Annotated in this window: 16 protein-coding genes; 6 read left to right on the top strand and 10 right to left on the bottom strand. The window is 64.7% G+C overall.

The features are described from left to right. Positions 1–21: 21 nt before the first annotated feature. Positions 22–2,610, top strand: a complete 2,589-nt coding sequence (gene hpnN, locus RAD10_RS08925; protein ID WP_461617157.1) for a hopanoid transporter HpnN — start codon at positions 22–24, stop codon at positions 2,608–2,610. On the opposite strand, the gene RAD10_RS08920 is transcribed toward hpnN, so the two are convergent. Further along, complete coding sequence (locus tag RAD10_RS08920) at positions 2,578–3,216, bottom strand: DUF2147 domain-containing protein (RefSeq protein WP_461617156.1); 639 nt, start codon at positions 3,214–3,216, stop codon at positions 2,578–2,580. The genes hpnN and RAD10_RS08920 overlap by 33 nt on opposite strands. Positions 3,217–3,357: 141 nt before the next feature. Here RAD10_RS08920 and hpnO point away from each other — a divergent pair, with 141 nt between their 5' ends. Continuing rightward, positions 3,358–4,749, top strand: a complete 1,392-nt coding sequence (gene hpnO, locus RAD10_RS08915) for an aminobacteriohopanetriol synthase HpnO (protein WP_018315705.1) — start codon at positions 3,358–3,360, stop codon at positions 4,747–4,749. Between the two features lie 154 nt (positions 4,750–4,903). Here hpnO and RAD10_RS08910 read toward each other — a convergent pair whose 3' ends face one another. The 6 genes from RAD10_RS08910 to RAD10_RS08885 all read right to left on the bottom strand — a co-directional run bounded on the left by RAD10_RS08910 (position 4,904) and on the right by RAD10_RS08885 (position 10,362). Further along, complete coding sequence (locus RAD10_RS08910) at positions 4,904–5,668, bottom strand: anti-sigma factor family protein (protein WP_461617155.1); 765 nt, start codon at positions 5,666–5,668, stop codon at positions 4,904–4,906. Further along, on the bottom strand, positions 5,665–6,216 hold the full coding sequence (locus RAD10_RS08905) for a sigma-70 family RNA polymerase sigma factor (protein WP_461617154.1): 552 nt from the start codon (positions 6,214–6,216) through the stop codon (positions 5,665–5,667). The genes RAD10_RS08910 and RAD10_RS08905 overlap by 4 nt, the downstream gene beginning before the upstream one ends. Before the next feature lie 103 nt (positions 6,217–6,319). Continuing rightward, positions 6,320–6,655 (bottom strand): cupredoxin domain-containing protein, encoded by a 336-nt coding sequence (locus RAD10_RS08900; protein WP_461617153.1) that lies wholly within the window; start codon positions 6,653–6,655, stop codon positions 6,320–6,322. 15 nt (positions 6,656–6,670) lie between these two features. Then, the gene (locus RAD10_RS08895; protein WP_461617152.1) at positions 6,671–7,615 is read right to left on the bottom strand and encodes a metallophosphoesterase family protein; all 945 of its coding nucleotides are present in this window, start codon (positions 7,613–7,615) and stop codon (positions 6,671–6,673) included. A 233-nt stretch (positions 7,616–7,848) separates the two neighbouring features. Beyond that, positions 7,849–8,730, bottom strand: coding sequence for an alpha/beta fold hydrolase (locus RAD10_RS08890; RefSeq protein ID WP_461617151.1), 882 nt, complete (start codon positions 8,728–8,730; stop codon positions 7,849–7,851). A 12-nt stretch (positions 8,731–8,742) separates the two neighbouring features. Continuing rightward, complete coding sequence (locus tag RAD10_RS08885; protein WP_461617150.1) at positions 8,743–10,362, bottom strand: GMC family oxidoreductase; 1,620 nt, start codon at positions 10,360–10,362, stop codon at positions 8,743–8,745. A 207-nt stretch (positions 10,363–10,569) separates the two neighbouring features. On the opposite strand from RAD10_RS08885, the gene RAD10_RS08880 reads away from it, so the two are divergent. After that, entirely contained in the window at positions 10,570–11,742 is a 1,173-nt protein-coding gene (locus tag RAD10_RS08880; protein ID WP_461617149.1) for a M20 aminoacylase family protein, read from the top strand. 75 nt (positions 11,743–11,817) lie between these two features. Here RAD10_RS08880 and RAD10_RS08875 read toward each other — a convergent pair whose 3' ends face one another. From RAD10_RS08875 to RAD10_RS08865, 3 genes are all read right to left on the bottom strand, one after another. Further along, positions 11,818–13,446 (bottom strand): inorganic phosphate transporter, encoded by a 1,629-nt coding sequence (locus RAD10_RS08875; RefSeq protein ID WP_461617148.1) that lies wholly within the window; start codon positions 13,444–13,446, stop codon positions 11,818–11,820. 98 nt (positions 13,447–13,544) lie between these two features. Then, a complete protein-coding gene (locus tag RAD10_RS08870; RefSeq protein WP_461617147.1) occupies positions 13,545–14,987 on the bottom strand; it encodes a UdgX family uracil-DNA binding protein in 1,443 nt (480 codons plus the stop codon). Beyond that, positions 14,987–16,222, bottom strand: coding sequence for a putative DNA modification/repair radical SAM protein (locus tag RAD10_RS08865; RefSeq protein WP_461617146.1), 1,236 nt, complete (start codon positions 16,220–16,222; stop codon positions 14,987–14,989). Before RAD10_RS08865 ends, RAD10_RS08870 begins: the two co-directional genes overlap by 1 nt. Before the next feature lie 163 nt (positions 16,223–16,385). Between RAD10_RS08865 and RAD10_RS08860 the strand changes: the two genes are divergently transcribed. The 3 genes from RAD10_RS08860 to RAD10_RS08850 are packed head-to-tail and all read left to right on the top strand — an operon-like array spanning position 16,386 to position 22,046. After that, complete coding sequence (locus RAD10_RS08860) at positions 16,386–17,174, top strand: ImuA family protein (protein ID WP_461617145.1); 789 nt, start codon at positions 16,386–16,388, stop codon at positions 17,172–17,174. After that, positions 17,071–18,666 carry a Y-family DNA polymerase gene (locus RAD10_RS08855; protein ID WP_461617144.1) on the top strand — a complete coding sequence of 532 codons (1,596 nt, stop codon included), beginning with the start codon at positions 17,071–17,073 and terminating at the stop codon, positions 18,664–18,666. The genes RAD10_RS08860 and RAD10_RS08855 overlap by 104 nt, the downstream gene beginning before the upstream one ends. Then, a complete protein-coding gene (locus RAD10_RS08850; RefSeq protein WP_461617143.1) occupies positions 18,663–22,046 on the top strand; it encodes an error-prone DNA polymerase in 3,384 nt (1,127 codons plus the stop codon). Before RAD10_RS08855 ends, RAD10_RS08850 begins: the two co-directional genes overlap by 4 nt. Positions 22,047–22,065 lie beyond the last annotated feature (19 nt).

Raw genomic sequence — 22,065 nt, 5'->3', positions numbered from 1 at the left:
TTAACCGCAGAAAGAAAAGAAGTGCTGCAAAGCGTAGTCGTTGCCATCGTCAGGGCCTGCACCCGGTTTGCCTCCCTCGTCGTCGTTCTCGGGCTCCTGCTGTCGGTGGGAGCGGGCTATTACGCTGCGCGCCACTTCGCCATCAACACCGACATCAATTCGCTGATTTCCCAGAATCTCGACTGGCGCAAGCGTGACCAGCAGTTCGACAAGGCGTTCGATCAAAACGAAACGATCCTCGCTGTGGTCGAGGCCCGGACCCCGGAGATGACGAGCGCAGCGGCGGACGCGCTCTATGCCAGGCTGAAGGACGACAAGACCAACTTCCAGTCCCTGCAGCAACTCGGCAGCGGCGAGTTCTTCGAAAAGAACGGATTGTTGTTCCTGCCGACCGAAGAGGTCGGCAAGATCACCAGCCAATTCGAATCTGCAGCGCCCCTGATCGAGATCATTGCTGGCGATCCCTCGATCCGCGGCCTGACCGGCGCGCTGGAGACGGGACTTGCCGGCGTCAAGCGCGGCCAGGTCAAGCTCGACAACACCGAGCGTCCGTTCAACCTGATCGCGCAGACGGTCGAGACCGTGCTCAACAAGGGCAATGCGAGCTTCTCCTGGCGCGAGCTCGTCAGCGACGAGCCGCTGAAGGATTCGGACAAGCGCGCCTTCATCGAGTTCAAGCCGATCCTCGACTACAACGCGCTGGAGCCCGGCAAGGATGCCACCGACGCGATCCGCAAGGCGGCAGTGGATCTGGATTTTGCGACCAAATACCAGGCGCGGGTGCGGCTGACCGGCCCGGTGCCGATCGCCAACGAGGAATACGCGACAGTCCAGGAAGGCGCCGTCGTCAACGGCGTCGGCACGGTGCTCGTCGTGTTGCTCATCCTGTGGCTGGCGCTGCATTCGTCGAAGATCATCTTCGCGGTGTTCGTCAATCTCTTCGTCGGCCTCGCGCTGACGACCGCGGCCGGCCTGATGATGGTCGGATCGTTCAATCTGTTGTCGATCGCATTCGCGGTGCTTTTCGTCGGCCTCGGCGTCGATTTCGGCATCCAGTACAGCGTCCGCTACCGCTCCGAGCGCTACAAGCACAACGATCTCACGGGCGCGCTGGTGCTGGCGGCGAAGCGCTCGGCGGTGCCGCTGTCGCTCGCGGCGATGGCGACCGCGGCCGGCTTCCTTTGCTTCATGCCGACCGACTACAAGGGCATCGCGGAGCTGGGCCAGATCGCCGGCGTCGGCATGCTGGTGGCGTTCCTTTCCTCGATCACCGTTCTGCCGGCCATGCTGAAGCTGCTGAATCCGCCCGGCGAGAAGGAGCCGGTCGGTTACGCCTTCCTGGCGCCGCTCGATCACTTTCTGGAGAAGCACCGCGTGCTGGTCGTGGGCGGCACGCTGATGCTGGCGCTCGCCGGCCTGCCGCTACTCTATTTCATGAAGTTCGACTTCAACCCGATGAACCTGCGCAACCCGAGGGCCGAATCGATCGCGACCTTCCTCGACCTGCGCAAGGATCCGAACACCGGCGCCAATGCCATCAACGTGATGACCACGTCCGAGGAGCAGGCAAGGCAGGTCGAGGCGAAGCTCGAAAAGGTGCCCGAGGTGCTGCGGGTGATGTCGCTCAACAGCTTCGTGCCGGAGGATCAGCCGCCGAAGCTGAAGCTGCTCGCGCAGGGCGCCAAGGTGCTGAATCCCGCGCTCAACCCTGATCAGATCGATGCGGCGCCGACCGACAAGGAAAACGTCGAGGCGCTGAAATCCTCGGTCGACAATCTGCGCCGGACCGCGGGCGATGCGAAGGGGCCGGGCTCGATCGCCTCGCGCCGTCTGGCAGACGCGCTCGAAAAGCTCGCCAATGGCGACGAGGCCACGCGCAACAAGGCGCAGGACGTGTTCGTCACGCCGATGAAGATCGTGTTCGATCAGCTCAGGAACGCGATGCAGGCCGGGCCTGTCACCCTGAGCTCACTGCCGCCCGATCTCGTCAGCGCCTGGAAGAGCAAGGACGGCATCATCCGCGTCGAGGCGCTGCCCAAGGGCGATCCCAACGACAACGACACGCTGCGCAAATTTGCGGCGGCGGTGCTCGTTGCCGAGCCGACCGCGATCGGCGGGCCGGTCTCGATCCTGAAATCCGGCGACACCGTGGTGCGGGCGTTCATCCACGCCGGCATCTACGCGCTGCTGGTGATCGGCCTCTTGCTGTGGATCACGCTGCGCCGCTTCGTCGACGTGCTGATGACGCTGGTGCCGCTGCTGGTTGCTGGCGCGGTGACGCTCGAGATCTGCGTGTTGATCGGCCTGCCGCTCAACTTCGCCAACATCGTCGCGTTCCCGCTGCTGCTCGGCGTCGGCGTCGCCTTCAAGATCTACTATGTCGTGGCATGGCGCTCGGGCAGGACAAACCTGCTCCAGACCAGCCTGACGCGTGCGATCTTTTTCAGCGCGCTGACGACGGCGACCGCGTTCGGCAGCCTGTGGCTGTCCAGCCATCCCGGCACGTCCAGCATGGGCAAGCTGCTGGCACTCTCGCTGGTGACGACGCTCGCCGCCGTGCTGCTGTTCCAGCCGGCCCTAATGGGCAAACCCCGCAATCTCAGGGAGTAGGCAGATGTCGCCGACCGGGTCGGCGGCACCTTTCGGACCCGGCTTGGCGGGGGCGGTGGCGCTCTTTTGGGTCCCCGCCGCCGGAGCAGGCGCCGCTGTCGCGCCCATCGTGCCCTGAGCCTTCGGCGCCGCGCCGGTGGACTTGGGCGCGCCCTTGGCCATGGCATTGGCGGTGCTCAAGGGGATCGGCGGGCCGACCCGGGTCCAGGTCTCGCCGCCGCAGAGGAAGCCCATTACGCAGCCCTTGATTTCGAGCTGGTCGGCGCCGGCCGGCGTGATGGTCGCGCTATAGAGCTGGCCGTCCTTGGCGTTGTAGACCTGCCCTTCCCACTGATCGGCGCCGGGCTTCTTCTTCATGTCGATCAGCGTCGCCATGCCCAGCGTCGGCCTGGTCTTTTTCGAGGCATCCGGATTGTTCTCGTCGCGGCCGCCGGGCTGCTTTTCCCAGGAAACCGCGCCCCACATGCTGCCATTGCATTGGGCGACACGAATGTTGGCGACGCCGTCGGCAACCCGCCAGTCGCCGGTGGGATCGGCGGCGAGCGCCGGGGTCAGGCAGGTGTAACCGCCAACCAGTATTAGTCCGGTGTAAAGGGCTAAACGCATGATAGTTCCTTGGCAGTGCAACATGGGCTAAAGCTGTGCTTGCGAAGATGGTCCGAAAAAGGGCAAAAGGCCGCACAGACCGTTTTCAGTAACGGTCCCTTTTCAGTTGACGAGACGGCCCTCAACCGAAGTATGTAACGGATGCACAGCCCAAATCCAGACATGTCGGAGCTTTTCGCGGACCGTCAGGCCCAGCGCAGCACCCTGCATAATCGGTATCTGAACGAGCAGTTCGTTCGGGTTCTCAAGACCATCGGCTACGATGTCGGCTTCCAGAAGGGGCAGGGGCAGTATCTCTACGATCGCGACGGCGCGCGCTATCTCGACCTGCTGTCCGGCTTTGGCGTGTTTGCGATCGGACGCAATCATCCGGTCATGCGCGACGCGCTCAAGAGCGTGCTCGATGCCGACCTGCCCAATCTCGTCCAGTTCGACGTCTCCGTGCTCGCCGGCGTGCTCGCCGAGCGGCTGCTGAAATATGTCCCCTACCTGGACAAGGCGTTCTTCGCCAATTCCGGCGCCGAATGCGTCGAAGCCGCGATCAAGTTCGCGCGCGGCGCCACCGGCCGCCCCGGCATCGTCTACTGCGCCCACGGCTATCACGGCCTGACCTATGGCGCGCTGTCGCTGACGGGTGATTCGAACTTCCGCACCGGCTTCGAGCCGCTGCTGCCCGGCTGCACCTCGATCCCGTTCAACGATCTGGCCGCGCTGGAAAAGGCGCTGGCCTCGCGTGAGGTCGCGGCGTTCGTGGTCGAGCCGATCCAGGGCAAGGGCGTCAACATGCCCACCGACGAGTTCCTGCCGGGCGCGGCCGCGCTCTGCAAGAAATACGGCACGCTGTTCGTCGCCGACGAAATCCAGACCGGCATGGGCCGCACCGGCCGTTTCCTCGCGGTCGAGCACTGGAACGTCGAGCCCGACATGGTGCTGCTGTCGAAGTCGCTGTCGGGCGGCCACGTGCCGGTCGGCGCGGTGCTGACGCGCAAGGCCATCTTCGACAAGATCTTCAACCAGATGGACCGCGCGGTGGTGCACGGTTCCACCTTCTCCAAGAACGACCTCGCGATGGCCGCGGGCATCGCGACGCTGGACGTGATGGAGTCCGAGAAGCTGATCGAGTCCGCCGCCAAGCGCGGCGCCGAGCTGCGCCTCGCGCTGACGCGCATGGTGCCCGGCTATGAGCTGATGAAGGAAGTGCGCGGCAAGGGCCTGATGATCGGCGTCGAGTTCGGCCCGCCGAAGTCGCTGCGGCTGCGCGCCTCCTGGAACGTGCTGGAGACGGCCAACAAGGGCCTGTTCTGCCAGCTCATCACCGTGCCGCTGTTCAAGGATCACAAGATCCTCACGCAAGTGGCCGGTCACGGCAGCCACACCATCAAGCTGCTGCCGCCGCTCACCATCACCGAGGAAGATTGCAGCTGGATCGAAAAGGCGTTCGACGACGTCATCGCCGGCAGCCACAAGGTCCCCGGCGCGATCTGGTCGCTCGGCAAGACGCTGGTGGACAACGCGGTGCGACGGTCGGCCTGAATTCGGCCGAGCCATTTCGGCAATGGTCATTGCGAGCGAAGCGAGCAATCCAGACTGTCTCTGCGAAGGCAACCTGGGGATTGCTTCGTCGCTCCAGCGCAAAATTGCTTCGCAATTTTGTCGCGAGCTGCTCGCAATGACGGTGTAGCAAGATCTACCCCTCCACATTCGCCTTCATCGCTGTCTCGAACTTATCGACGAACTCGGCGAGCTCGTCGGCAGCGATGTCGCTGACGGCCCAGAAGTTCAGGCCGCGCTCGCTCCAGCGGCGGCAGTTGAAGCCCTGCATGGTCTGGGTCTTCGGCGGCCGATGCTCGGTGCTCGATGTCTGCGACACGAACAGATTGACCACGTGCTGGCGGCGCTTGTAGACGACCGCACCGATGGCGCGCGCGTCGATATAATCGAGCCGGCCGCCGACCAGCGTAAAACCTTGCGCGGTGAGGTCGATCACGGGCGGGGCGACGTCGAGCTTGCCGTTGAACCACGGTTTCACGGTATGCTGGTCGGTCGAGATCACGTCGGTGAGATGGCCGGCCTGCAGCGAGCGCAGATGCGCGGAGACGACCTCCGAGAGGATGCGCTGCTGGTCGTCCTGGCGCAGCACGATGGCGACGATTCCGGTTGCGGCGAGCGCGGAGACCGCCGAGCCCATCGCAAAGCCACGCAGTACGGAGCGGCGGCTCGGCTGGCGTTGCGGCTCGGGCAGCGAGGCCTCGATCCGGGCGCGCAGGCTTGCCGGCGCGGTGTAGCGCAGACTGGTATTGGCGAGCACACCCTGCATCTCGCGCTGTGCGGCAAGCTCCGCCGCGCAGTCCGGGCAGCTGGCGATATGGGCTTCGACCTCGCGCGCGTGGCCGGCATCGAGCTCGTTGTCGAGCAGCGCGTGAAGCAGGATCCTTGCTTCGTCGCAGGTCATTTCGCTTGCTCCTCTTCCGCCGTCCAGGCCGCGCGCAGCAGGGCACGGGCGCGAGCGAGGCGGGACATCACAGTGCCGATGGGCGCGCCGACGGCTTCCGCGATTTCACGATAGGACAGGTTGTTGATCTCGCGCAGCACGAAGGTTTCCTTGAACGGTTCGGCGAGCGCCTCGATCAGCTTGCGGATGGCGCCGGCATCGCGGCTGCGCAGCACTTCGGTCTCCGGGCTCGCCTCGCTCTCCTGCCAGATCGGCGACGGCTCGGCCGCGCCGGGCGTATCCTCGAGCGCGCTGGGCCTGTGCGCGCGCCGTGCGTATTCCGCGTTGCAGACATTGCGCAGGATCGCGAACAGCCAGGGCTTCATCGCCGGCCCGCGATAGCTGTCGAAGTGCTTCAGCGCGCGCAGATAGCACTCCTGCACCGCATCTTCCGCGTCCGAGGCGTCGCGCAGCAGATAGCGCGCGAGCGTGTAGACGTCGTCGAGATGGGGCAGCGCCGCCTCGCGGAAGCGTTGCGCCTTGTCCAAATCGTCGCTTGTCGGTGGCATCGCCGCTCGCTTTGCCGTTTCGCCTGATGTCGCCGGAGACGCAGGAGCCCGGCCGGCGTGGGACCACCGGCCGGGCAAGACGTTGATGCCTTGGTTGGAGACGTTACTCAACCTTGATCATCCCCGTCATGTGCGGGTGCAGCGAACAAAAATACTTGTAGTCGCCCGCATTGGTGAAGGTGAAGGAGAATTTGTCCTCGGTGTCCAGGGTCTTGGACCTGAACTTGCCGGCCGACACCACGGTGTGCGGGATGTCGTCCCGGTTGGTCCAGGTCACGGTGGTGCCGGCCTTAATCTTGAGCTCGGCCGGCTGGAAAACGAAATTGTCGATATGCACGTCCATGTCGTCGGCACGGGCTTTTGTTGCGGGCAGCAGGATAGCCGCGGCCAGAGCGAGTCCGAGATCGACGCCGAAGTCGCGGCGGTTGAGTGGCTTCATTGTCAGCTTCCACCTTTAGCCCTGGAGCGGTGTGTCGATGATCGCGAGCCGCTGCTCGTTCTGCTTGAAGTTGATGCTGGCAACGCCGAGCATTGAGCGCAGTTTTGTGTCCTCGACCTTCATTGGTCCGGGCGAGGGGGCAGCTCCCGGCGCCGGCTGCGGGAAGGCGGTGGAGCGCGCGGTGTGGAAGGTGACGTTGCCCTCGACCTTCTGCATCACCTGGTGGATGTGTCCGTTCAGCACGGTGACCGAGCCGAAACCCTTCACCTGTTCCAGCGCGCGGCCGCCGTCCTCGGTGCCCCAGCCCCATTCCGGATAGACGGTCCAGAGCGGGATGTGAGCGAACAGCACGATCGGCGTCGATTTCGATTTGCCGCGCAGGTCGTCCGCGAGCCAGGCTAGCTGCTCGGCGCCGAGGTTGCCGAGGCCCCCCGCCTTGAGGTCGACCACGTTGACGAGTCCGATGAAGTGCACGCCGCCGGCATCGAAGGAGTACCAACCCTGGCCCTTGGTGCCGCGCCCGTAACGCTCGCGATAGAACTTCACCTCCTCGTCGAGGAAGTCATGCTCGCCGGGCACGTAGTGCACGTCGAGCTTGCTCTGCGAGATGACGCGCTCGGCATTGTCGAATTCGGCGGCCTTGGACAGATGCGTGATGTCGCCGGTGTGGATCATGAAGGACGGCTTTGTCGGCATCGCGTTGATCTTGCCCACAGCTTCTTCCAGCGTGCCGAGCGCGTTGGGATTGGCCGGCTTGTCGAAGCCGACATGGCTGTCGCTGATCTGGAGGAAGCTCATGCCGGGCGCGGCTGCGGTCGCGGCCTCCGCGGAATCGATGATGCCGAGCGAGCGCGGCACGCCGCCGGTGACGGTCCAGAGCACTCCGGTGCCGGCCCAGGTCATGCATTCCAGCACCTTGCGACGGCTGACGCCGTCGCCGCCGTGATCGTGTCCGCTCATCGCGCATCTCCGCTTCGCCCGGAATTGGGCTTCGGAGAGGTGATTGGGGGAGGAGGGGACTTATTCGCGGGAGGTTATGACGATTTCGTGAGGTGATTCGTGTCCCGGACGCGTCGCAACGCGTAGCGTTGCTGCGCAGAGCCGGGACCCAGAAGGCTTCACGGGACGTGGCGAGATGGGCCCCGGCTCAGCGCAGCAGCATTGCACGCTGCAGCGCGTCCGGGGCACGAGACCTATTTCGAAAAATCTCTGACGGCTTCGACCACACGCTCCGGCACTTCCTGCGCCACGCAATGCCCGGCGTCTTCAAAGACCATCGTGCTGGCCTGCGGGATCAGCGCCACCGCGCGCCGCGCCATCTCCCAATAGATCGGCCCCGACTTCGCAGCGGTCGTGACGCGCACCGGGCAGTCGATTTCGGTGAGCGAGGCAAACGGATTACCGCGGGCATCGCCGACATAGACCTGCTCCATCGCCTCGTAGATCGGACGCAGGATTGCGCACTCGATCTCCGGCGTGCAGCAGAGTCGCACCCGGCCATCGTCGAGCGGCACGAAGCCGTGGCGTACATAGGCTCGAAGCGAGGTCTCGGTCCAATCCGCAAACGCCGGCGCTGTGCGGTAGCGTTCGAAGACGGTCTCAGCACTGTCGAACTCGGCGCGCCGGCGCAGCGTGCCTTCTACTCGCGACAGGGATTCCTCGTCCAACCCTCCGGCGCGTGCCGCGCGCGGGTCCATGATGGTCGGCTCCATCACGAACAGGCGTGTGAAGCGTCCGGGCAAGAGCTTAGCCGCCAGCAGAAGGTCGGTCGCACCGGCGCTGTGGCCGATCCCGTAGACGTCGTGCAGCTCGAGCGCGTCGATCACCCTGCAGACATCCTCGGCATAGTCCAGGAAGTGATAGGCGCCGGGCTTGTGGCTGACGCCATGGCCGCGCCGGTCGAGCGCATAGACGGTGTAGGTCGATGCAAGCCCGCGCGCGACCTCGTCCCAGACGTCGGCGACGAAACCGGTGCCATGCAGGAGGAGGGCGGGCGGCTTGCCGCTCTCGCCCCATTGCAGCATGGCGATCTGTGCGTCGGCGCGGCCGATTGAAAAGCGGTGGGGATTGATCATGGCGACAGGATGCTACTTCGCATCCTCCAAAATCATCGTCGCGCCCTTCTCGGCGATCATAGCCGTCGGCGTATTCGTGTTGCCCGAGGTGATGGTCGGCATGATCGAGGCGTCGACAATGCGCAGGCCTTCGAGCCCGTAGAATCGCAGGCGTTCGTCCACCACCGCCATCGGATCGGTCACGGCGCCCATCTTGGCGGTGCCGACGGGATGGAAGATCGTCGTGCCGATATCGCCAGCAGCCTTTGCGAGCGAGGCATCGTCGTCGCCGACGGAGGGGCCGGGCAGATATTCGCTCGGGCGATATCGTGCCAGCGCCTTCTGCTGCATCAGGCGGCGTGTGGTGCGGATGGCGTCGGCGCCGACCTGGCGGTCGTCGTCGGTCGACAGATAATTCGGCGCGATGATCGGCTTCTCGTCAGGGCTCACCGAACGCAGCCGCACGATGCCGCGCGAGGTCGGCTGGAGATTGCAGGCGCTGACGGTGATGGCGGGGAAACGGTGCAGGGGATCGCCGAACTTGTCGAGCGACAGCGGCTGCACATGGAACTGGATGTTGGCGCGGGCGCGCGTCGCATCCGAGCGGGTGAAGATGCCGAGCTGCGACGGCGCCATGGTCAGGGGACCGCGGCGGCGGAAGGCGTAGTCGAGCCCCATCAAGCCGCGGCGGAACAGATTGTAATAGGTCTCGTTCAGCGTGCGCACGCCCTCGACCTTGTAGATCGCACGCTGCTGCAGATGGTCCTGCAGATTGCGGCCGACGCCGGGCTTGTCCATGACGATGTCGATGCCGAGCGGCGACAGCCAGTCGGCGGGGCCGATGCCGGAACGGTGCAGCACCTGCACCGAGCCGATCGAGCCTGCCGAGAGGACTACCTCGCGTTTCGCACGCGCTTCGATCATCTCGCCGTTCTGGATGAAACGCACGCCGACGGCGCGGCCTTGCTCGATGATGACGCGGTCGACCAGCACATGCTTCTCGAGCCGCAGGTTCGGGCGGTTCAGCGCAGGCTTGAGGAAGCCGCGCGCTGAGGACCAGCGCCGACCGCGCTTCTGGTTGACGTGAAAATAGCTGGTGCCCTCGTTGTCGCCGGTGTTGAAATCCGGGATGCGCTTGATGCCCATCTCCTCGGCGGCATCGCCGACGGCATCGAGAACGTCCCAGGACAGCCGCGGCGCCTCGATGCGCCAGCCGCCGCCAGCGCCGTGATGCTCGTTGGCGCCGAGGAAGTGGTCTTCGAGCTTCTTGAACAGCGGCAGCACATCGTCATAGCCCCAGCCCGTCATGCCGAGCTGGCGCCAATGATCATAATCGGCGGCCTGGCCGCGCATCGAGATCATGGCATTGATCGCCGAGCAGCCGCCGATCACCTTGCCGCGGGGATAGGCGAGCGATCGGCCGTTCAGGCCCGGCTCGGCCTCGGTCTTGAACATCCAGTCCGAGCGCGGATTGCCGATCGCGAAGAGATAGCCGACCGGGATGTGGAACCAGATCCAGTTGTCGTCGCCGCCGGCTTCGAGGACGAGGACGCGATTGCCGGGATCGGCCGACAGCCGGTTGGCGACGATGCAGCCCGCCGTACCTGCCCCGACGACAATGTAATCAAATTCACCTTCGAGCCGTCTCGGCATTCTGCTTCCACCCGACCGGCGTCATGCCCGGGCTTGTCCCGGGCATCCACGCACTTTCTGTTCTAATAGTCAGACGTGGATGGCCGGGACAAGTGTTTAGCCCGGCCATGACGAGAGGACAGGGTTACCCTCGGCCGGCGGCAGTTGGGTGGACTGGCGCTTGCATGGTAGACAGTCCTGCATTTTCAACAAAGCTTGAGACCCTCCATGCCCATCGTGAACCGCGTCGCCGACCTTCAACCCGATATTCAGGCCTGGCGCCGGGACATCCACGAGCATCCCGAGCTGCTGTACGACGTTCATCGCACTGCAGCATTCGTCGCGGACCGGCTGCGCGAATTCGGCTGCGACGAGGTCGTGACCGGGCTCGGCCAGACCGGCGTGGTCGGCGTGATCAAGGGGCGCAAGCCGGCCGGCGAGGGGCTCAAGACGATCGGCCTGCGCGCCGACATGGACGCGCTGCCGGTCGAGGAGCAGACCAACCTGCCATACGCCTCCAAGATTCCGGGCAAGATGCACGCCTGCGGCCATGACGGCCACACCGCGATGCTGCTCGGGGCCGCCCGCTACCTCGCCGAAACCCGCAATTTCGCCGGCGATGCGGTCGTGATCTTCCAGCCCGCCGAGGAGGGCGGCGCCGGCGGCGCGGCCATGGTCAAGGACGGCCTGATGGAGCGCTTCGGCATCGAGCAGGTCTACGGCATGCACAATGGCCCCGGTATTCCGATCGGCTCGTTCGCGATCCGGCCGGGTCCGATCATGGCGGCGACCGACGAGGTCGACATCATGATCGAGGGTCTCGGCGGTCATGCCGCGCGTCCGCACAAATGCATCGATTCCGTGCTGGTCGGCGCGCAGGTGATCACCGCCCTGCAGTCGATCGTCGCGCGCAGCGTCGATCCGCTGGAATCGGCCGTGATCTCGATCTGCGAATTCCACGCCGGCAACGCCCGCAACGTCATTCCGCAGACCGCGACGCTGAAGGGCACCATCCGCACGCTCTCGCCCGAGGTGCGCAAGCTGGTCGAGAAGCGCGTGCATGAAGTGGTGGCGGGCGTCGCGCAGATCACCGGTGCCAAGATCGACCTGCGCTACCAGCGCAACTATCCGGTCGTGAACAACCACGCCGCGGAGACCGAGGTGGCGCGGCGCATTGCGAAGCAGGTTGCCGGTGATGCCAACGTGCACGAGATGCCGCCGCTGATGGGCGGCGAGGATTTCGCCTACATGCTGGAAGCGCGCCCCGGCGCTTTTATCTTCTGCGGCAACGGCGACAGCGCCGGCTTGCATCACCCCGCCTACAATTTCAACGACGAGGCGATCGTGTTCGGCACGTCCTACTGGGTGAAACTCGTCGAAGAATCGCTCGCGGCGTCGTAACGCCAAGCTCCAAGCGCAAATGAAAAGGGTGCCCGTGCATCGCACGGGCCCTTTGTCTTTGAGGAGCGTGATTGCTCAGAAGATCCGCGAGAAGATCACGTACAGTGTGGCCGACAGCATGATCGCGCAGGGCAGCGTCAGCACCCAGGCCATCAGCAAATTGCGAATGGTCGCCATTTGCAGGCCCGAGCCGTTGGCGGCCATGGTGCCGGCGACGCCGGACGACAGCACGTGGGTGGTGGAGACCGGCAGGCCGAATACGTCGGCGGCGCCGATCGTAGCGGCGGCCACCAGCTCGGCCGAGGCGCCTTGCGCGTAGGTCAGATGGCTCTTGCCGATCTTCTCGCCGACCGTGATCACGATGCGCTTCCAGCCGATCATGGTGCCGAGGCCGAGCGCGATGGCGACGGCGACCTTCACCCAGGTCGGGATGAACTTCGTGGCGCTGTCGAGCCCGCCCTTGTAGGCGTTCAAGGTCGCGACCTCTTCCTTGTTGAGGTCGTTTTCCTTGTCCTTCATCAGGAAGCGGATCGCTTCCGAGGTCAGGTACATGTCGTTACGGGTGTTGCCGACCACTTCCGCCGGCACCTTGTTGAGCGAGCCGTATTTCGCGACCTGGTCGCCGACATCCTTCACCAGCACCGACAGCGAGGGGTAGGTGCCTTCGCTGATGTGGTGCGAGGTGATGTACTGCGTCACCGCAGGACGGGGATCGCCGATGATCGAGTGACCGGCACCCTTGGCCGCGATCACCTTGGAAGCGGCATCCGAGACCTTCTGGAACTGGGCGACCTGGGATTCCGGCAGCGCGCGGTTGAGCGCGTAGGCCGTCGGCACGGTGCCGATCAGGATCAGCATGATCAGGCCCATGCCCTTCTGGCCGTCATTCGAGCCGTGCGCGAAGCTGACGCCGGTGCAGGTCGCGATCAAGAGGCCGCGGATCCAGAGCGGCGGCGCCTTGTTGCCTTCGGGCGCAGCATACAGGGCCGGGTTGCGCACGATGAACTTGAGCAGCAGCAGCAGCGTCGCGGCGCAGATGAAGCCGAACAGCGGCGACAGCAGCAGCGCGTAGCCGATCTCGGTCGCCTTGGTCCAGTCCACGCCCGAGGTGCCGTCGCGGCCGCGCATGACGGCGTTGGCGACGCCGACGCCGATGATCGAGCCGATCAGCGTGTGCGAGGAGGAGGCGGGCAGGCCGAAGAACCAGGTGCCGAGATTCCACAGGATCGCGGCGATCAGCAGCGCGAACACCATCGCGAAACCGGCGCTGGAGCCGACCTGCAGGATCAGCTCGACCGGCAGCAGCGAGACGATGCCGAAGGCGACCGCGCCGGAGGACATGAGCACGCCGAGGAAGTTGAAGAAGCCCGACCACATCACCGCGACTTCGGCCGGCAGCGAATGCGTGTAGATCACGGTCGCCACCGCATTGGCGGTGTCGTGGAAGCCGTTGACGAATTCGAAGCCGAGCGCGATCAGGAGCGCGACGAACAACAGGATATAGGGCAGGAAGCTCGTCACGCGCGCGCCGGTCGCGTTGACGTCGACATAGATGCTGTAGGCGACGAACAGCAGGCCCGCGGCGAGGATGCCGAAGAACAGGATCATCGTCAGCGGATTGAAGCCCTTGTCGAGATTTGGCCGCGAGGCCGGCTGGATCGGCGCGGGATCGGCTACCGCGCGGTCGAATGCAACATCGGTCATGTCTGGACGCCCCTTAACTTTGAAGTAAGGGTATTGTCCGCGATGGATTTGAAGGCTGGATGACAAGCGGCGGTTGAAAACCGTTTTCCTGCCAGTATTTAGGCGGCCCGCGCGGCTTTCTTCTGCAAGCCGGCAACGATCTTCAGATCTTCGACAAAGCGCTGATATTCCAGCGCCTTGGCTTCAGGATCTGGCAGCCGCAGCAGATAGGACGGGTGCACCGTCACCAAAGCCTTGCGTCCGTCGGGAAGGTCGATGAGCCGCCCGCGGGACTTGCCGATGGGAGTGATCTTGCCGAACACGCTTTGCGCGGCGGTAGCGCCCATCGCCACGATCAGATCAGGCTGAATTGCCGAGACTTCCCGCTCATACCATTGCCGGCAGGCTCGGATCTCCGGCGTATTCGGCTTCTGGTGCAGGCGGATCTTTCCGCGCGGTACGAATTTGAAGTGCTTCACCGCATTGGTGACATAGACCTTCTTGCGATCGACACCGGCCTCCTCCAGCGCACGGTCGAGCATCTGGCCCGCCGGACCGACGAAGGGGTGGCCGGCGAGGTCTTCCTTGTCGCCGGGCTGCTCGCCGACCAGCATGATGTTGGCGGATCTCGGGCCTTCGCCGAACACGGTCTGGGTCGCGTCTTTGTAGAGGTGGCAGGCGCGGCAATGCGCGGCCTCCTCGCGGAGCGCTTCGAGATCGTCGGCAGCTGGCTTGCGTTTCATCGGAGCCTCCGGCCGCTTCTGAGGCTTGTGCGGCTCGGTTGCGGCATTGGCGATCATGGCGCCGGTCATGCGTTCGGCGTCCTCGATCAAGGGCTTAATGATCGAAGCCTCGGGCAGGTTCCTCCAATATTTCTTCGGCATCTCGGCCTGCATCGCCTTCACCTTGAGCCGGGCCGGATTGAAGATGCTGGCGTAATAGCGCCGCCAGGCTTCCTCCAGCCGGTCTTCGCCCGGTGCTTCGCTCTTGCTGACGCCCGGCGTGAACGCGAGCGCGTGGCCGTCCCAATGTGCGCAGAGGTCCGGCGTCAGGATCGACCAGGGCATGTCGGCAAAGCGTTTTGCGAAGAACGGGGCTGCGAGCTCGACGATGTGATGCTCCGGCTCGAACCAGGCGACGTAATGCGCTGCGCGCTCGCGTCCGATCTCGCGGAAGCGGACGAAGGCGTGCATCTTGTGCTCGTCGCGATGGACCGCGCGGGCCATCGCCGTAACTTGCGCGACGTCAGGGTCGGTCGCGACCTCGATGAGATCGTGGTTGTCCTTCAGCCGAAACAGCAGCCGATAGAGGATCGCAAAGCGCTTGATATCGCGGTGCAGGATTGCGGCCTGGGCGAGTTCGACGAATTTGCCTGACACGTTGAAGGTGCCGTCGTTCACCTCGAGGATCGGAGACGGCGCTTGCGGCGCGAACAGCTCGGCTTCGCCGCCCTGCACGGTCCAGGTGACATCGGTGGGCTTCACGTGATGAAGCACGAGGCTGCGCGCGGCTTTGCGCCAGCCGTCGAAATCGGTTTCGGTGTCGAGGGTGATGTACTGCATCAGAAGCCAAATCCCAGTTGAGTTGCTTTCGGCTTGAAGCGCTCGATCAGCCCGGCGGCATCGAGACGATGCGGCGAGGGCCGGTGATCGCTGAGGACGATGAACGGCAATGCCTTGTGCTTGGGCACGTGCAGCCGGGCGAGATCGGCGATGCGGATCGTGGTGGTGCGCCGTGTTGCAATGATGCGCTCGACCGCCTTGGTGCCGAAGCCCGGCACGCGCAGCAGCTCCTCGCGGCTGGCGCGGTTGACGTCGAGCGGGAAGCGGTCGCGATGGCGCAGCGCCCAGGCCAGCTTGGGATCGATGTCGAGCGGCAGCATCGCGCTGTCGTCGACGATCTCGCCGACATCGAAACCGTAGAACCGCATTAGCCAGTCGGCCTGGTAGAGCCGGTGCTCGCGCAGCAGCGGCGGCTGCACCAGAGGCAAGGCGCGGCTGGCGTCGGGGATCGGGCTGAAGGCGGAGTAGTAGACGCGCCGCAGGCGGTAGGCGCCGTAGAGATTGGCGCTGGTGTGGAGAATGGTGTGGTCGGAGGCAGCATCGGCACCGACGATCATCTGCGTGCTCTGACCGGCCGGCGCGAAACGCTGTGGCCTCGCCTTGGTCTTCGCGCTGCGGCCTTCCTCGGCCTCGTCCAGCTTCAGCCGCAGCCGGCCCATGGTGCGGCGGATCGCGCGCACGTCCTTCTCCGGCGCGAATTGCTGCAGGCTCGTCTCCTCGGGCATCTCGATGTTGATGGAGAGACGATCGGCATATTTGCCGGCTTCCGCGATCAGCGCATCGTCGGCTTCGGGAATGGTCTTGAGATGGATATAGCCGCGGAAGTGATGCTCTTCGCGTAGCTTTCGCGCGACGCTGACCACCTGCTCCATGGTGTAGTCGGGGCTGCGGATGATGCCGGAGGAGAGAAACAGGCCCTCGATGTAATTGCGCCGGTAGAAGTCGAGCGTGAGCTTGACCAATTCGTCGACGGTAAAGCGGGCGCGGGGCACGTTCGAGGAGGCGCGGTTGACGCAATAGAGGCAATCGTAATTGCAGGCGTTGGTCAGCAGCACCTTGAGCAGCGAGATGCAGCGTCCATCAGGCGCGTAGGAATGGCAGATGCCCATGCCGGGCGCGGTCGAGCCCATGCCCTTGCCGTCGCTGGAATCCCGCTTCTCGGTGCCGCTGGAAGCGCAGGACGCGTCGTATTTGGCTGCGTCCGCCAGGATTTCCAGCTTGCGTTGTACGTCCATCTTGGAATCCCTTTGATTCAACTCATGAATCCATTTGCGCGCCAATTCGATTGACTCTTCGCGCGCCGTTAGCTTTATATTAGAACATATCATGAACAAATGAGCCAGCCGCTGGTTCTCTTTTTGAGAGCCATCGGCAATCACCTCTGAAGGAGCGGCGAGCATGAGCGGCGCACGTCAAAGCGCGCTTGCGACCTTGCGCGGCCAGATCGAGCGCATCGAGACGGCGACGGTCGTGCATCCGCACGATCGCGTCGCACTCGGTCACAGCGAAGCCGACAACGCGCTGAAGGGCGGGCTCGCGCGTGCGGCGATCCACGAGGTGTTTTGCACTGGGTCTCAGGGGACGGCCGCAACCGGCTTCGTCATGGGGCTTGCCGGGCGTGTCTCGGCGCAGCGGCCGCTGCTGTGGGTACGGCAGGATTTCTTGGAGATAGAGGCAGGCGCACTGTCGATGAGCGGGCTCGCCGAGCTCGGCCTCGATCCGCGCCGCGTGGTGATGGTGCGCGCCGCCGATGTCGAGAGCGCGCTACGCACCTCGGCCGATGCGCTCGCCTGCGATGCGCTGGGCGCCGTCGTGCTCGAGCTCTGGGGCGAGACCAGGCAGTTCGATCTCGTGGCGAGCCGCAAGCTGACGCTGGCCGCGCAAGGCTCCGGCGTCACCGGCCTGATGCTGCGGATGGCGGCGCAGCCGCTGCCTTCGACGGCGGAGACACGGTGGATGCTGCGCGCGGCGCATTCGCCGCCGGGGTCGGTGTGGGACGCATGGGGCGCGCCGCGCTTCGATGCCGAACTCTTGCGTAATCGTCATGGCCCCTGCGGCCGGTGGATCATGGAATGGAATTGTGATGAGTGCCAGTTCAGTGAACCGTCGACGTATTCTCAGCCTGTGGCTGCCGCGCCTGCCCATCGACCGGATCCAGCGGTTCTTCAACAGCGCCGGGCTGGGTAAAACCAATAATGAGCCGAGCATCGTCGTCATCAAGGACAACAATGCGCTGGTGATCCATGCGCTGGACGAGGCTGCCGAGCGTCTCGGCCTGTACATAGGTCAGCCGCTCGCCAATGCGCGGGCGATGTGCCCGGACCTGAAAGTGTTCGATGCCGATGTCGCGGCCGATGCGAAGACGCTTAGCGACATCGCCGACTGGTGCGACCGCTTCACGCCGCTGGTGGCGCTCGATCCGCCGCACGGACTGTTCCTCGACATCACCGGCTGTGCGCATCTGTTCGGCGGCGAGGCTGCGCTGTTGCAAGCGCTGGTTCGTGCGCTCGGCCGACAAGGCTTTGCCGTCAGCGCGGCCATCGCCGGCACCTCGGTCTGCGCACGAACGCTGACGCGGCAGGCCACGGGCACCATCGTTGCCGATGGCGAAGAGGCGAGGGCGATCAGCCGGTTTCCGGTGTCCGCGCTCGGTGCGGGCGAGGGCATCACCACCGGCCTGCGCCGCGCCGGCCTCAAGACCATCGGTGATGTCGCCGCGCGCTCGCCGAGCGAGCTCACGGCGCGGTTCGGTGCGCGGTTCTCAACCTTGCTCGCCCATGCGCTGGGGCAGGGCGATGCGCCGATCAACCCGCGAAAACCGCTGCCCGATTACATCGTGGAGAAGCGTTTCGCCGAGCCGATCGCGACCGACACGATGATCGCAATGACGCTGTCGCGGCTCGCCGATACGCTGATCGCGTCGATGGAGAAGCAGGGCAAGGGCGCGCGCCGACTGGAAGCTGCCTTCTTCCGTACCGATGGCGTGGTGCGCGCGATCATGGTCGAGACCGGGCGGCCGGTGACGCGAAGCGCGGTGATCGACCGTCTGTTCCGCGAGCGCCTCGACGCACTCGCCGATCCCCTCGATCCCGGTTTCGGCTTCGACATGGTTCGCCTGTCGGCGAGCCGCACCGAAATCGTGGTGCAGGAGCAGCGCGATCTCGACGCCCATGTCCACGACAATGACGAGCTTGCCGCCCTGATCGACCGCATCGCCGCGCGCATCGGCGGCAAACGCGTCGTCGTGCACCTGCCTGAGGATACCCATATCCCCGAATGTGCCGTGCTGGCCGCGCCGGCGCAGCATCATCTCGCCGCCGCCATGCAGGCTGAGTGGCCGGCACGGACCGAGAGCGAGCCGCCGCTGCGCCCCTTGAGGCTGTTCGACAAGCCGGAGCCGATCAAGGTGCCGTTCGCGGCCGTGCCGGATGGTCCGCCGCATCAGTTCACCTGGCGCCGCGCGCTGCATGCCGTGGTGCGGGTGGAAGGACCCGAGCGTATCGCGATGGAATGGTGGCGGCAGGACGGCAAGCAGCTGACCCGGGATTACTTTCGCATCGAGGACGCCGAGGGCCTGCGCTTCTGGATTTTTCGCGACGGACTTTACGAGGGGGAGGTGTTCGACGGCGACGGCGAGCCTGCTTCTCCCGGCTGGTATGTGCACGGTCTCTTCGCATGAATAGCCCCGCTTATGCCGAAATCGGCATCACCACCAATTTCTCCTTCCTGCGCGGCGGTTCGGATCCGCGCGCCTATGTGCATCAGGCGAGCAAGCTCGGCATTCCCGCGATCGGCATCGCCGATCACAACACGCTCGCCGGCGTGGTGCGGGCCTGGAATGAGCTCGACAATGACAAGGTGCTGCATAAGCCGAAACTGCTGATCGGTGCGCGCATCGTTTTCATCGACGGCACGCCCGACATTTTTGTCTACCCGCGCGACCGCGCCGCCTATGGCCGGCTCTGCCAGCTCCTGACCAAAGGCAAGCGCGGCGACGACATCACGCGGATCGAGAAGGGCGAGTGCCGTCTCACCTTTGCCGATCTCCTGGAGTTTTCGGAAGGCCAGCTCCTGGCCCTGACGTTGCCGCATCGTTTCGAGCCGGCGCAGGCGCTGGATGTGCTTGCAAAGCTGAAGGCGAGCCGCGCCGAAGGCGCGTGGCTCGCGGCGAGCCTGATCTATCGCGGCGACGACCGGCGCCGCCTGGCACGGCTCGATGACCTCGCGGGCAAAGCAAAAGTGCCGCTGCTCGCGACCAACGAGGTGCTCTATCACGATCCCGGCCGCCGTCCGCTTCAGGATGTGCTGACTTGCATTCGGGAAAAGACCACGATCGAGGCGGTCGGACGGAAGCTGGAAGCCAATGCCGAGCGCTTTCTGAAAACACCCAGGGAGATGGCGCGGTTGTTCCGCGATGTCCCCGAGGCGATCGCGGAGACCATGCGTTTTGCGGGGAAGATCGACTTCTCGCTCGACCAGCTCAAATACCAGTATCCGGATGAGCCGGTGCCGCCGGGCAAGTCCGCGCAAGGGCATCTGGAGGATTTGACCTGGGCGGGCGTCGATAAATACTTTGGCGGCATCGAGAACATTGACGACAAGCTGCGCGCCACGCTCAAGAAAGAACTCGCGCTGATCGCCGAGCTGAAATACGCACACTATTTCCTCACCGTGCACGACATCGTGCACTACGCGCGCAGCCAGAACATTTTGTGCCAGGGCCGCGGCTCGGCGGCGAATTCGGCCGTGTGCTACGTGCTCGGCATCACCTCGGTCGATCCGACCAAGGTCGATCTGCTGTTCGAGCGCTTCATCTCCAAGGAGCGGCTGGAGCCGCCCGACATCGACGTCGATTTCGAGCATTCCCGGCGCGAGGAGGTGATGCAATATGTCTATCGCCGCTACGGCCGCCATCGTGCCGCGATCATCGCAACGGTCATCCACTATCGCCCGCGCAGCGCCATCCGCGACGTCGGCAAGGCGCTGGGCCTGACCGAGGACGTCACCGCCGCGCTCGCCGACACCGTCTGGGGAAGCTGGGGCAAGGGTCTCAACGACATGCAGGTCAGGCAGGCCGGGCTCGATCCCAATAATCCCATGATCAACCTTGCGGTCGAGCTTGCGACCGAGCTGATCGAATTCCCGCGGCACCTGTCCCAGCATGTCGGCGGTTATGTGCTGACGCAGGACCGGCTCGACACCTATGTCCCGATCGGCAACGCGGCGATGGACGACCGCACCTTCATCGAATGGGACAAGGACGACGTCGACGCGCTCAACATGATGAAGGTTGACGTGCTCGCGCTGGGCATGCTGACCTGCATCCGGAAATGTTTTGATCTGATCGCCGGTCACAAGGGGAAGCGTTACGAGCTTGCGGATATCAAGGGAGAGGATGACGACGAAGTCTATCAAATGCTGCAGCGAGGGGAGTCGCTCGGCGTGTTCCAGGTCGAGAGCCGCGCCCAGATGAACATGCTGCCGCGCCTGAAGCCGCGGACCTTCTACGATCTCGTCATCGAAGTCGCGATCGTGCGACCGGGACCGATCCAGGGCGACATGGTGCATCCGTATTTGCGCCGACGGAACGGACTTGAGAAAGTGACCTATCCCTCGCCATCGCCCGAGCATGGCCCCGCGGACGAGCTCTACAAGGTGCTGCACAAGACGAAGGGCGTGCCTCTGTTCCAGGAGCAGGCCATGCGTATCGCGATCGAGGCGGCAAAGTTCACGTCCGAGGAAGCCAACGGCCTGCGCCGCTCGATGGCGACCTTCCGCAATGTCGGCACCATCGGCCAATACGAGGAGAAGCTGATCGGCAATATGGTCGCGCGCGGTTACGATGCAAATTTTGCCAGAAGCTGCTTTGACCAGATCAAGGGCTTTGGCTCCTACGGCTTCCCGGAGAGCCACGCCGCGAGCTTCGCCCAGCTCGTCTACATCTCGTCATGGCTGAAATATCATCACCCCGACGCCTTCTGCTGTGGACTCCTGAACTCGCAGCCGATGGGCTTTTATGCGCCCGCACAGATCGTCAGCGACGCCCGCAAGAACGACGTCGAGGTGCGCGACATCGATGTGTCCTACAGCTTTGCGCAGAATACGCTGGAGAACACCGACAAAAAATATTGTGCCGTCCGCCTTGGCTTTCGCCAGATCGACGGCTTCCATTGGCTCGATCCTGATGAGGAGGCCCTCAAGAAGGAGCAGGCGAAGCGGCAAGGCAAGGTCTATGTCACTCAGGAAGACTGGGCCGACCGCATCATCGCCGCCCGCAACCGACGTCCTTTCACCTCGCTCGAAGATTTTGCCCGCGACACCGGCCTGCCCAAGCGCGCGCTGATCCTGCTGGCCGATGCCGACGCGTTTCGCTCGCTCGGGCTCGACCGCCGCGAGGCGCTGTGGCAGGTGCGGCGGCTGCCCGACGACGTGCCGCTGCCGCTGTTCGAGGCGGCGACCGCGCGCGAGCAGCCCGACGAGCACGCACAACCGCTGCCGGTGATGCCGCGTTCCGAGCAGGTCGTCGCGGACTATCAGACCATCCGGCTATCGCTGAAGGGGCACCCGATGGAATTCTTGCGCGAGATGTTTTCGCGCGAGCGGGTAGTCGCCTGCAAGGAGGTCAGCCACGAGAACGAGCGCCGCCGCGTCCGCTGCGCCGGCGTGGTGCTGGTGCGGCAGCGGCCGGGCAGCGCCAGCGGCGTCGTGTTCATGACGCTGGAGGACGAAACCGGCATCGCCAATGTCGTGGTGTGGCCCAAGATCATGGAGCAGTACCGGAAGGAGGTGATGGGCGCGCGCCTCATCCTGGTCGAGGGCTATATCCAGAGCAGTCCCGAAAAGGTGACGCATCTCATCGCCCAGCGCATGGTCGACCGCTCGCATGATCTGGTCGGCCTCGCCAACGACGCCCTGAGCCGCAAGCATCCGGTGCCATCAGGCGCCACGGTGATCGAGCCGCTCAACGAAGACCCTCGCGCGCTCACGGACATGCCGGCGCAAAAACACCGCCACCCCCGCAACGTCCGCATCCTGCCGCCATCGCGGGATTTTCATTGAGGTGTGGCGCGGAGTGCCG

The sequence above is a fragment of the Bradyrhizobium sp. 23AC genome, from assembly GCF_054863025.1.
This window is presented reverse-complemented; position numbering and strand designations above follow the sequence as displayed.